Here is an 11,316-nt window from a genome sequence, read left to right as displayed (position 1 = left end):
GGCGCGGGTGGGGCCGCGGCGCGGCCGGTCCTCGCCCCAGGGGTCCTCGACGCCGGCCTCCGCCGGCCCGAGCCGGGGCAGCACCATGGTGTCCGCGTCCATCATCCTGACTCACGCATCCCTGTTGGGGCCGGCGACCGGGGTCCAGCCGACCGGGCGCGGGGGCGCCGGGGACCCGTGGGGTCACGGGCTGGACAACACCCCGGAGCCTACTGAGCCGAATTCGACAAAACACCCGATATGCCGCTAATGCCCCAACGAGGGAAGCGGTGGGTGGCGGTGTCCCGGCACGTCGGACCCGCCACCCGCCCGGAGCCGGCGCTCAGCCGACCCCGGTGACCGTCCAGCGCGGGGCCGCCGTGGTCACCGCGACGGTGCCGCCGACCAGCGTGGTCGAGCCCACCGCGTCCCGGCGCGCGCTCGTGCCGACCCACACCTCGACGTCACCGGGCTCCACGACCCGGTTCAGCGTGCGGTCGGAGAAGGCCAGGCGGGCGGTGGGGACCGTCAGCTCGACGGTGACCGACGCGCCCGGCTCCAGGCGCACCCGCCGGTACCCGAGCAGCTGCGCCACCGGCCGGGTCACCGACGCCACCAGGTCGCGGCCGTAGAGCTGGACCACCTCGTCGCCGGCCACCGCCCCGGTGTTCGTCACCCGCACCGTGACGCGCAGCGCCCCGTCGGTCGGCACCGTGGCGGGAACGGTGAGGTCGGCGTAGGCGAACGTGGTGTAGGACAGGCCGTGGCCGAACGGCGCCACCGGCGTCGCCGGCAGGCTGGTCACCTCGCCACCCTCGCCCAGCGCGGGATGCAGGTACGAGTACGGCTGGGCACCGGCCGGGCCGGGCAGGGTCACCGGCAGCCGGCCGGACGGGTTGACCCGCCCGGAGAGCACGCCCGCGATCGCGCCGGCACCCTCCTCGCCGGGGAAGAACGCCTGCACGACGGCCGCGCACCGGGACAGCGCCCACCCGACGGCGTACGGCCGGCCGGTGAGCAGCACCAGCACGACCGGGGTGCCGGTGGCCAGCACCGCCTCGACGAGTTCGCGCTGGACACCGGGCAGCTCCAGATCGTCCCGGTCGCAGCCCTCACCGACCGTGCCGCGCCCGAACAGGCCGGCGTGGTCGCCGACGACGAGCACCGCGACGTCGGCGGCGGACGCGACGGCCACCGCCTCGGCGAACCCGGACCGGTCGTCGGTGTCCACCTCGCAGCCGGTGGCGAACGTGACCCGGTCGGCCCCGAACTCGGCGCGGGTCGCGTCGAGCACGGTCGGCACCTCGATGCCGGTCTCCACGCCGGGGTGCTGGACGAGCACGTGGTTGAGGAACGAGTAGCACCCGAACAGCGCGCCCGGCCGGTCCGCGTTCGGGCCGACGACCGCCACCCGGCGGCCGGCGGGCAGCGGCAGTACGTCCCGGTTGGCCACCAGCACGACCGACTCCTCGGCGAGGCGGCGGGCGAGCGCCCGGTGCTCCGGCGAGTCGAGGTCGACCGCCCGGGGCGGCTCCTCGGTGAACGTGGCGTCGAGCAGGCCGAGTTCCCACTTCTGCCGCAGGACCCGCAGCACCGCCCGGTCGACGAGCGCCTCGTCGACCGCGCCGGAGCGCACCGTGTCCCGCAGGGTCAGGTAGGCGTCGCCGGTGGGCAGCTCGACGTCGACCCCGGCCGCGAGCGCCTGCCCGGCCGCGTCGGCGTGGTCGCGGGCGACGTGGTGCAGCAGGTTGAGGAAGGCGACGCCGTAGTAGTCGGCCACCACCGTGCCGTCGAAGCCCCACCGGTCCCGCAGCACGCCGGTCAGCAGCGTCGGGTCGGCCGCCACCGGCACGCCGTCGATCTCCGCGTACGAGTGCATGACACTGCGCACGCCCCCGTCGAGGACCGCCATCTCGAACGGCGGGAGCAGCACGTCGGCCAGCTCCCGGGGGCCGGCGTGCACCGGGGCGAAGTTGCGCCCGGCGCGCGAGGCGGAGTAGCCGGCGAAGTGCTTGACCGTCGCGTGCACCCCCTGCGACTGCAGGCCGCGCACGTACGACGTGCCGATGGTGCCCACCAGGTAGGGGTCCTCGGCGATGCACTCGTCGACCCGGCCCCAGCGCGGGTCCCGGATCACGTCGAGCACCGGCGCGAGGCCCTGGTGGATGCCGAGTGCCCGCATCGAGGACCCGATCGCCGCGGCCATCTCGGTGACGAGGTCGGGGTCGAACGCGGCGCCCCAGGCCAGCGGCGTGGGGAAGGTGGCGGCCTTCCACGCCGACAGCCCGGTGAGGCACTCCTCGTGCACGATCGCCGGGATGCCGAGGCGGGTGCCGGTCACCAGGTCGCGCTGGAACCGCCACAGCCAGGCCGCGCGGGACGCGGCGTCGACCGGGCGGGTGCCGTAGACGCGGGTGAGGTGGCCGAGTCCGTGGCGGGAGAAGTCCTCCAGCCGGGCGGCGTCGGCGAACTCGCCCTGCAGGGGCGCGACCGCCTCACCGTCCTCCTTCTCCCAGAACCCGACGAGCTGGGCGATCTTCTCCTCGATCGTCATCCGGGCGAGCAGCTCCCGGATGCGTGCCTCGCCGGCGTGCGCGTCCGGCCGGTCGTGGTCCGGACCCGCCTGAGCCGGCGCCGGCCCGACCACCACCGTGTGGACCTCTGTCATGTTGTGCCTTTCGCTTGGTTGTGCGCGTACCGCTGCCGCTCAGCCCTTGACCGCGCCCTGCAGGCCGCCGACGATCTGCTTCTCGGCGAGCGTGAAGAAGAGCAGGGCCGGCAGCATCGCCAACGACGTGAAGGCGAGGACGCCCGCGGTGTCGGTGGTGTACTGGCTGGAGAAGTTCTGCACGCCCAGCGGCAGGGTGTGCAGGCTGACGTCGCCGAGGACGAGCAGCGGCAGCAGGAACGCGTTCCAGCTCGCCACGAACGCGAGGATGCCGACCGTGACGACCGCGGGCCGCGACAGCGGCAGCACGATGCGCCAGAGGAAGCCGAGCCGGCCGGCGCCGTCGATCGCGGCGGCGTCCTCCAGCTCGCGCGGGATGGCGGTCAGGAACGGCCGCAGGATGACGATCGTGAGCGGCAGCGAGAACGCCACCTGCGGGAGGATCACGGCGTAGTAGGAGTTGATCAGACTGAGGTCGCGCAGCATCAGGTAGAGCGGGAGGATCGCCGCGCCGGCCGGGAAGAGCAGGCCGAGCGTGAAGAACGTGTAGAGCGTCTCCCGCCCCCGGAAGGTGTAGCGGGCGAGCACGAACGCGGCGGCCATCCCGAGCACCACCACGCCGAGCGTGGTGCCGAGGGCGATCACCGCGCTGTTGAACGCCTGCCGCCAGAAGTCGCTCTGGGTCAGCACCCGGGAGTAGTTCTCCCAGACCCACGGATCCGGCAGCCCGGCCGGGTCGGCCACGATCTGCGGCGTGGTCCGGAACCCGCCGACGACGACGTACACGACCGGGGCGATCGACACGGCCGCGACCGCGAGCGCCAGCGCGTACGTCAGCGGGGTGCCCCACCGCACGGGCCGGCGTCCGGCCGGCCCGGCGGGAACGGTGTTCACGGCCACTGTCACTTCCCCTTCCGGGTGATGGCGCCCTCGATGTCGCGGCGCAGCAGGAAGCGCTGGAACAGCAGCGCGGCGACGAAGGAGATGCCGAACAGGATCACGGCCACCGCGTTGCCGTAGCCCCACAGCCGGGCGAAGAAGCCGTTGTCCACCATGTAGGTCGCCATCGTGGCCGAGGCGCCGAGCGAGCGCACCGCGGGCACCGAGGTCACCCAGACCATGTCGAAGACCTGCAAGGAGCCGATCATCGACAGGAACATCCAGATCCGGATGGTGGGGCCGAGCAGGGGCAGCGTGACGTGACGCTGGATCTGCCACCAGCTCGCGCCGTCGATCGCCGCGGCCTCGTTCAGCTCCTGCGGCACGTTCGACAGGCCGGCGAGCAGGAGGATGATGGCGAAACCGACGTACTTCCAGGTCAGGACGAACAGCAGCGTCCAGATCACCACGTCCAGGTCGGCCAGCCACGCCTGCACCAGGCCGCCGAGCCCGATCGACTGCAGCAGCGCGTCGAGCGTGCCGTTCTCGGTCAGGATCAGCTTCCACATGATGCCGACGGTGACCTCGGCCAGCACGTACGGCACGAAGGCCAGCAGGCGGAACGCCGAGCGCCCGCGGAAGCCGCGGTTGAGCAGCAGGGCGATGCCCAGGGCGACGGGCCCCTGGATCAGCAGCGACCCGAAGACGATGATCGCGTTGTTGCGCAACGCGTCGAGGAAGATCGGGTCCTGGAAGGCCAGGACGTAGTTGCGCAGGCCGACGAACTCGGTGGGCGGGCCGACCCCGCGCCAGCGGTACAGGCTGTAGTAGAACGCGAACCCCATCGGCACGAGCACGAACATCACGTAGACGACGAGTGCCGGTGTGGTCAGTCCGATGATCTCGTACCACTTGCGGCGGGTCTCGGCGCGGCGGGAGGAGGCGCGTCCGCCGGGCCGGAGGCCCGCCGGCGGCGCTTGCGCGCCGTCGGCGGGCGTACGGGTCTGGGATGCGGACGTCACTTGCTCGCGGCCGCCTTCATGGCCGAGACCACCTTCTCAGGTGTCCCGTTGCCGGCGAAGATCGCGACGATCGCGTCGTTCATCGCGGTGCCGACCGTGCTGCCGTAGGCGGTGTCCAGCCAGAGCTGCACGTAGGTGGCCGAGGAGGTGGCCTCCAGGATGGACTTCAGCGCCGGGTCGGTGACGCCGTCGGCAGCGCCCTTGGCGACCGGCAGGCCGGTGCCGGTGGCCGCGTAGCCCTTCTGCACCTCGGGGCTGACGATGTACTTGAGGAACTCGACGCACTCGGCCGGGGCGTTCTTGGCGCAGGCGAACCCGTCGCCGCCACCCAGGGCCGCCTTCGGGTCGCCGGCGGAACCGGAGATCGCCGGCACCGGGAACCAGCCGAGGAACTTCGCCAGCGCGGCCTTGTCGGTGGCGACGGTGTCGAGCGTGCCCCGGTTCCAGTCGCCCATCAGCTCCATCGCGGCCTTGCCGTTGGCGAGCAGGCCGTTGGCGCTGGTCGGGTCGTTCTGACCCGGCGTGGCGATGAAGTTGTTCTGGAACGGCTTGGTGTCGATGAACGCCTTCAGGTCCTGGCCGGCCTTGACGAAGCACGGGTCGTCGAACGTCCGGTCGGTGGTCGCCTTCTTCAGGGTGTCGACCGAGCAGGCGCGCAGCGCGAAGTTGTACCACCAGTGCGCGGCGGGCCACTTGTCGCCGGCACCCAGGGCGATCGGGACGACGTTGATGGCCTTGAGCTTGGTGACCGCCGCGTTGAGTTCCTCGAAGGTGGTCGGCGGCGCCGCGATGCCCGCCTTGGCGAACATGTCCTTGTTGTACCAGACGCCCTCGATGCCCATCCGGAACGGCAGGCCGTACTGCTTGCCGTTCACCTGCCAGATCTCGGCGGCGCTGCCGATGTCGGCCACCTCGGTCTTCACCTGGCCGGTGATGTCCTTGAGGTAGTCGGCCTCGACCTGCTCGCGCATCTCGCCGCCGCCCCAGGCCTGGAAGATGTCCGGCGGGTCGTTGCTCAGCAGCGCGGCGGGCAGCCGGGTGCGCTGGAGCTGGTTGGTCTCGATCGCCTCGATCTCGATCTTGACGGTCGGGTGGGCGGTGGAGAAGTCCTTGGCGACCTTCTCCCAGTACGTCTTGCCGGGGCCGTCCTGGGAGGCGTTGTGCCACCAGGTGAGCGTCACCGGGTTCTTGTACAGCTCACTTCCCGCGTCCGTCTCCTCGTCGCCACCGCCGTTGCATCCGGTGGCGACCAGGGCGGTTGTCACAAGCAGTGCCAGCACGGCAGCCGCGCGGCGCTTCATCGCCATGAATGTCTCCTCGACCACGTAGTCGGGTTACCTGCCGGGGAGTGTTACAGCCACGTAACTCGATGTCAATCGGTATCGATAACGTTTTCGAAACCGTGGCGACGCGGTCGGCCGGGCCCTCTATCATCGTCGGCGTGGTGTACCCGGAGCGCGTCAAGATGTCGGACGTGGCACGTACCGCCGGCGTCTCGGTGGCAACGGTATCGAAGGTTGTGAATGGCAGGTACGGCGTGGCCCAGGCCACCGTCGAACGCGTGCAGCAGGTCATCCACGAGCTCGGCTACGAGGCGGACCTCGGCGCGCAGAGCCTGCGCAGCCACCGCACCAACGTGCTGGGCATCCTGGTCGCCGAGTTCGAGCCGTTCTCGACCGAACTGCTCAAGGGAGCGTCCCGGGAGGTCGCCGGCAGCGGCTACCAGCTGCTCGCCTACTCCAGCGGCGACGGCGAGGGCGCGGCCATCGGCTGGGAACGCCGCTCCCTGGCCCGCCTGTCCGGGACGCTGATCGACGGCGCGGTGATCGTGACGCCGACCGTGGTCGAGACCAAGCACGGCTTCCACGTGGTGGCCGTCGACCCGCACACCGGCCCGTCCGGCCTGCCCACGGTCGACTCGGACAACTTCGCCGGCGCCGTCCTCGCGACGAACTACCTGCTCTCCCTCGGCCACCGCCGCATCGGGCACATCAGCGGCCGCCCCGACCTGGAGTCGGCGCGGCTGCGGGAGGCCGGATTCCGCCGGGCCATGGCCGACGCCGGGGTGGCGGTGGACGAGCGGCTGGTGCGCGTCGGCGGCTTCCGGATCGAGAGCGCGGCGAGCACGGCAGCCGAACTGCTCGCGCTTCCCGACCGGCCGACGGCCATCTTCGCGGGCAACGACCTGTCGGCGATCTCGACGCTGGACGTGGCCCGCGGCGCCGGCCTCACCGTGCCGGACGACCTGTCGGTGATCGGCTTCGACAACGTGCCGGAATCCGCGCTCGTCGACCCGCCGCTGACCACGATCCGGCAACCGCTGCAACGCATGGGGGCGGAGTCGCTGCGCCTGCTGATCGACCTGATCGCGGGCGTGGAACGCGACACGCACATCCGGCTCCCCACCGAACTGGTCGTCCGGGCGTCCTGCCGGCCCCTGCGCTGAGCCCGGCATCCGTCACCCGGCCGGGCGGGCGGCGCTGTCGCGCACCACCAGCTCGGTGGTCAGCTCCACCCGCCGACTCTCGGTCCGCTCACCCCGGGCCAGGCGCAGGACCGTACGGGCGGCGAGCATCCCCATCTCGGCGAGCGGCTGGCGGACGGTGGTCAGCGGCGGGGAGCACCACCGCGCCTCCGGCAGGTCGTCGAAGCCGACCACGCTGACGTCGTCCGGCACCCGCAGGCCGCGCCGGCGTACCGCCTCGTAGGCGCCGAGGGCCATCTGGTCACTGGCGGCGAAGATCGCGGTGGGCGGGTCCGGCAGCGACAGCAGCCGGTCGCCGGCGGTGAAGCCGGCCTCGTGGTAGAAGTTGCCCGGACGGATCAGCTCGTCGTGCACCCGGAGACCGGCGGCCTCCAGCGCCGCCCGGTAGCCGTCCAGGCGGGCCCGGCTGCACATCAGGTGGGCCGGGCCGCCGATGAAGCCGATCCGCCGGTGGCCGAGCCCGAGCAGGTATTCGGTGGCCCGCAGGCTGCCGACCCAGTTGGTCGCGCCGATCGCCGGCGCCTCCTGCGGCGGCACCCCGGCCGGATCCACGATGACGACCGGGAGGTTGAGCCGGCTCAGCTCCGCCTGCAGCGGCGCCTCCAGGGTGGAGGTCACGAAGATGACGCCCTCGGTGGAGCGGACCCGGAGGTTGTGCAGCCACTGCCGCGCCGACGAGGTGCGGCGGTGGATGGCGGACACCACGGTGCCGACGCCGGCGGCGTGCGCGACGTCCTCCACCCCGCGGATGATCTCGACCGCCCACGGGCTGTCCAGGTCGTTGAAGACCAGGTCGATCAGCCCGGAGCTGGCCCGCATGCTCGGCGGACGACGGCGGTAGCCGTGCCGGGCGAGCAGCTGCTCGATCCGTTCCCGCGTCTGCGGCGAGACGTCGGCGCGGCCGTTGACCACCCGCGAGACCGTCGGCACCGAGACGCCGGCCAGGCGGGCGATCGTCGCGATGGTGACCTTGTCGGACACGGGATCTCCGGAACTTTCGGTAGTGATGCGGAGCGTTTTTCGGCATCGGCCGGTAGGTTACGACCCGCCTGGGCCTCGGTCAAGGCTCCCCGTCAGCCGGGTGGAGCCGATACGGTGAGCCGCAACTCCGCACTGTCCGGAGCGGAAGTTCCGGAACGTCGTCAGTGGACCGAGCCCGAGGAGTCGCCCATGTCGACTGAGATCGCCCCCCTGCCCGCCGTCACCCGGTCGATCCGCAACCCGGTCCTCACCGGGTTCCACCCGGATCCCTCGATCCTGCGCGTGGGCGACGACTACTACCTGGCCACCTCCACCTTCGAGTGGTACCCGGGGGTCGGTCTGCACCACTCCCGTGACCTCGTGCACTGGCGTCCGCTCGGCGGGATCGTCACCGATCGCCGGTTGCTGGACCTGCGCGGGTGCGGGGACTCCAACGGGGTGTGGGCGCCGGACCTGACCTGGCACGACGGGCTGTTCCACCTCGTCTACAGCGACGTCGCGAGCTTCGCCAGCGGCTACTGGGACCCGCAGAACTACCTGATCACCGCCCCGGACGTCGGCGGCCCCTGGTCGGACCCGGTGAAGCTGCACGCGCACGGCTTCGACGCGGCGCTGTTCCACGACACCGACGGCAGCACCTGGCTGCTGAGCCTGAGCGCGGACTGGCGGCCGGGCCGGGACCGCTTCGGCGGGATCGAGATCCAGCGCTACGACCGCGAGCGACAGCGGCTGGTCGGCGAGGCCCGGATCATCTTCCACGGCACCTCGGCCGGGCTGACCGAGGGACCGCACCTCTACCGGCGCGACGGCTGGTACTGGCTGGTCACGGCCGAGGGCGGGACCAGTTGGGAACACCAGGTCACGGTCGCCCGCTCCCGGCACCTGTTCGGCCCGTACCTGGCCGACCCGCGGGGGCCGCTGCTGACCTCCGCCGGCCGGCCGGACCTGCGGCTGCAGAAGGCCGGCCACGGATGCCTGGTCGAGACGCAGCAGGGCGACTGGTACCTCGCCCACCTGGTGGCCCGCCCCTACTCGCCGCTGGGCAACTGCGTCCTCGGGCGGGAGACCGCGATCCAGCGGGTCGAGTGGCCGGCCGGGCAGTGGCCGACCGTCCCCGGTCGGGTGCCGGCCGACACCGTCCCGGCCCCGGACCTGCCCGCCCACCCCTGGCCGGACGAGCCGGCCACCGACCACTTCGACGGGCCCACCCTGTCCGCCCGCTGGTCGACGCTGCGCCGCCCGGCCGGCGAGGGCTGGCTGGACCTGTCGGCGCGCCCGTCGTACCTGCGGGTGCACGGTGGGCAGTCCCCGGTGGGCCGGCAGACGCCCAGCCTGGTCGCCCGCCGGGTCGACGCCGAACGGTGCGTGCTGGAGACCGTCGTCGAGTTCGACCCGGCCGACCACCGGCAACTGGCCGGCGTGACCGCGTACTACAACACCACCAACTGGCACCACCTCTACCTCACCCGGGCCGACGACGGTCGGCGGGTGCTCGAGCTGCTGAGCTGCGACCGGGGCCGCCGGACCGCGTACCCGGAGCTGACCGTCGACGCCGGTGACGGCGCGCGGGTCGGGCTGCGGGCGCGGTTCGACGGGCCGGTGGTCCGCTTCGGGTACGACCTCGGCGACGGCTGGCGAGACCTTCCGGTGGAGCTGGACGCGACGATCCTCTCCGACGAGCACGCCGCCCTGGTCGTCGACGGCGAGCCGGCCGCCTGGGGCTTCACCGGCGCGTTCCTCGGCCTCTGGGTGCAGGACCTCGGCGGCGACGGCGCGCACGCCGACTTCGACCACGCCACCTACCGCCGGGAGTGAGCGTCCCGGAGGGACGGTTGACGGCCGACATCGACGTCCGTAGTGTTCCGGATCACTTTCGGAACTCTCCCGGAAGTTTCGGAACCGTCCCCCCGGAAGGAACGACCATGAAGCTGAGACGCTGGATCGTCGCCGGCGCGGTCGCCGTGGCCACCGTCGCCGCCCTCAACGTCGCGCCCGCCACCGCCGGCCGCCCGTACGACCCGGCCGCGCAGAGCCTGCGCGCGCTGGCCCAGCGGCACGGTCTGTACATCGGCACCGCGGTGGACATGGACGCGCTCGCCGACGCCGCCGACCCGCGCTACCGCGAGCTGGCCGGGTCGGAGTTCTCCACCGTCACCGCCGAGAACGCGATGAAGTGGGAGAGCCTGGAGCCGACCCGGGGCACCTACAACTGGGGACCGGCCGACGCGCTGGTCGAGTTCGCCCGCCAGCACGGCCAGCGGGTCCGCGGCCACGTGCTGGTCTGGCACAACCAACTGCCCGCCTGGCTCACCGAGGGGGTCGCGGACGGCTCGATCGACAGGGCCGAGCTGCGCCGGATCCTGCGCGACCACGTCACCGCGGTGGTGCGCCACTTCAAGGGCCGGATCTGGCAGTGGGACGTGGTGAACGAGGCGGTCAGCGACCCCTGGGACACCCCGTCCACGCTGCACTACAAGGGCTTCTGGGCGGAGCACCTCGGCCCCGGCTACATCGCGGACGCGTTCCGCTGGGCCCGGGCCGCCGACCCGAAGGCGCTGCTGTTCTACAACGACTACAACATCGAGGCGTTCGGCTCCGGCAACCCGGCCGACGACAAGACGCAGTTCGTCTACGAGATGGCCCGTGACCTGCGCGCCCGTGGGGTCCCGATCGACGGGGTCGGCAGCCAGGGACACCTGGGCACCCAGTACGGCAACTACGACACCCTCCAGGTCGCCGCCGCGCTGCGCCGGTTCGCCGGCCTGGGGCTGGCCACCGCGTTCACCGAGGTCGACGTGCGCAGCCAGCTCACCCCCGGGGTGCAGGCGGGCGACTCCGCCGAGATCAACCCGCGGTTGCAGGCGTCCGCGGCGAACTTCAGCACGTTGCTGCGGGCCTGCCTGGCCGAGCGGCACTGCCTGTCGTTCACGCTCTGGGGCTTCACCGACCGGCACTCCTGGGTGCCGGACTGGTTCGAGAACCCGCCGGAGGGGCTGGCCACCGCGTACGACGAGGACTACCGGCCCAAGCGCGCGTACCAGGAGATGAAGGCCGACCTCATCTTCTCCGGCCCGCCGTTCGTGCTGCCCCGCGTCCCGCAGCAGCCCCGCCGGTAGCGCGGCCCGACCGTCGCGGCGGGGCCGCTCCTCCGGCCGGCCCCGCCGCGACCTTCCGGAAATCGTTGACGGTGTTGCGGCCCGGTGCGCAGAATGACGGTCGCGAATGGAGCCCTCCCGCGCGGAGCGGCCTCCGAGCGACTCACGGTGGCGGGAGCGCATCCCGGCCACGCGCGGCCCCGGGCA

Annotated in this window: 8 protein-coding genes; 3 read left to right on the top strand and 5 right to left on the bottom strand. The window is 72.3% G+C overall.

The features are described 5' to 3' along the window. Nucleotides 1-322: 322 nt before the first annotated feature. The 4 genes from HUW36_RS15710 to HUW36_RS15695 are packed head-to-tail and all read right to left on the bottom strand — an operon-like array spanning nt 323 to nt 5,855. Entirely contained in the window at nt 323-2,647 is a 2,325-nt protein-coding gene (locus HUW36_RS15710) for a beta-xylosidase/alpha-l-arabinosidase (RefSeq protein ID WP_174528854.1), read from the bottom strand. A gap of 39 nt (nt 2,648-2,686) precedes the next feature. Next, nucleotides 2,687-3,553: a carbohydrate ABC transporter permease gene (locus HUW36_RS15705; protein ID WP_174528853.1), complete on the bottom strand. Its 867-nt coding sequence runs from the start codon at nt 3,551-3,553 to the stop codon at nt 2,687-2,689. Next, entirely contained in the window at nt 3,550-4,548 is a 999-nt protein-coding gene (locus HUW36_RS15700; protein ID WP_174528852.1) for a carbohydrate ABC transporter permease, read from the bottom strand. Before HUW36_RS15700 ends, HUW36_RS15705 begins: the two co-directional genes overlap by 4 nt. Then, on the bottom strand, nt 4,545-5,855 hold the full coding sequence (locus HUW36_RS15695) for an ABC transporter substrate-binding protein (protein ID WP_174528851.1): 1,311 nt from the start codon (nt 5,853-5,855) through the stop codon (nt 4,545-4,547). The genes HUW36_RS15700 and HUW36_RS15695 overlap by 4 nt, the downstream gene beginning before the upstream one ends. 158 nt (nt 5,856-6,013) lie before the next feature. Here HUW36_RS15695 and HUW36_RS15690 point away from each other — a divergent pair, with 158 nt between their 5' ends. Then, a complete protein-coding gene (locus tag HUW36_RS15690) occupies nt 6,014-6,994 on the top strand; it encodes a LacI family DNA-binding transcriptional regulator (RefSeq protein ID WP_174528855.1) in 981 nt (326 codons plus the stop codon). A 12-nt stretch (nt 6,995-7,006) separates the two neighbouring features. Here HUW36_RS15690 and HUW36_RS15685 read toward each other — a convergent pair whose 3' ends face one another. Continuing rightward, on the bottom strand, nt 7,007-8,014 hold the full coding sequence (locus tag HUW36_RS15685; protein ID WP_174528850.1) for a LacI family DNA-binding transcriptional regulator: 1,008 nt from the start codon (nt 8,012-8,014) through the stop codon (nt 7,007-7,009). A gap of 189 nt (nt 8,015-8,203) precedes the next feature. On the opposite strand from HUW36_RS15685, the gene HUW36_RS15680 reads away from it, so the two are divergent. Both HUW36_RS15680 and HUW36_RS15675 read left to right on the top strand, forming a co-directional pair. Beyond that, nucleotides 8,204-9,829, top strand: coding sequence for a glycoside hydrolase family 43 protein (locus HUW36_RS15680; protein WP_174528849.1), 1,626 nt, complete (start codon nt 8,204-8,206; stop codon nt 9,827-9,829). Nucleotides 9,830-9,936: 107 nt separating this feature from the next. Further along, entirely contained in the window at nt 9,937-11,130 is a 1,194-nt protein-coding gene (locus tag HUW36_RS15675) for an endo-1,4-beta-xylanase (protein WP_174528848.1), read from the top strand. Nucleotides 11,131-11,316: the final 186 nt, after the last annotated feature.

It is taken from the genome of Micromonospora maritima (assembly GCF_902825405.1).
In the GTDB taxonomy this organism is placed as follows: Bacteria; Actinomycetota; Actinomycetes; order Mycobacteriales; family Micromonosporaceae; genus Micromonospora; species Micromonospora maritima.
This window is presented reverse-complemented; position numbering and strand designations above follow the sequence as displayed.

What these genes read in the sequence shown, in the direction of transcription:
- HUW36_RS15690 (WP_174528855.1), top strand. Translation starts at nt 6,014, where the DNA reads ATGTCGGACGTGGCACGTACCGCCGGCGTCTCGGTGGCAACGGTATCG.
- HUW36_RS15695 (WP_174528851.1), bottom strand. Translation starts at nt 5,855, where the DNA reads ATGGCGATGAAGCGCCGCGCGGCTGCCGTGCTGGCACTGCTTGTGACA.
- HUW36_RS15675 (WP_174528848.1), top strand. Translation starts at nt 9,937, where the DNA reads ATGAAGCTGAGACGCTGGATCGTCGCCGGCGCGGTCGCCGTGGCCACC.
- HUW36_RS15680 (WP_174528849.1), top strand. Translation starts at nt 8,204, where the DNA reads ATGTCGACTGAGATCGCCCCCCTGCCCGCCGTCACCCGGTCGATCCGC.
- HUW36_RS15710 (WP_174528854.1), bottom strand. Translation starts at nt 2,647, where the DNA reads ATGACAGAGGTCCACACGGTGGTGGTCGGGCCGGCGCCGGCTCAGGCG.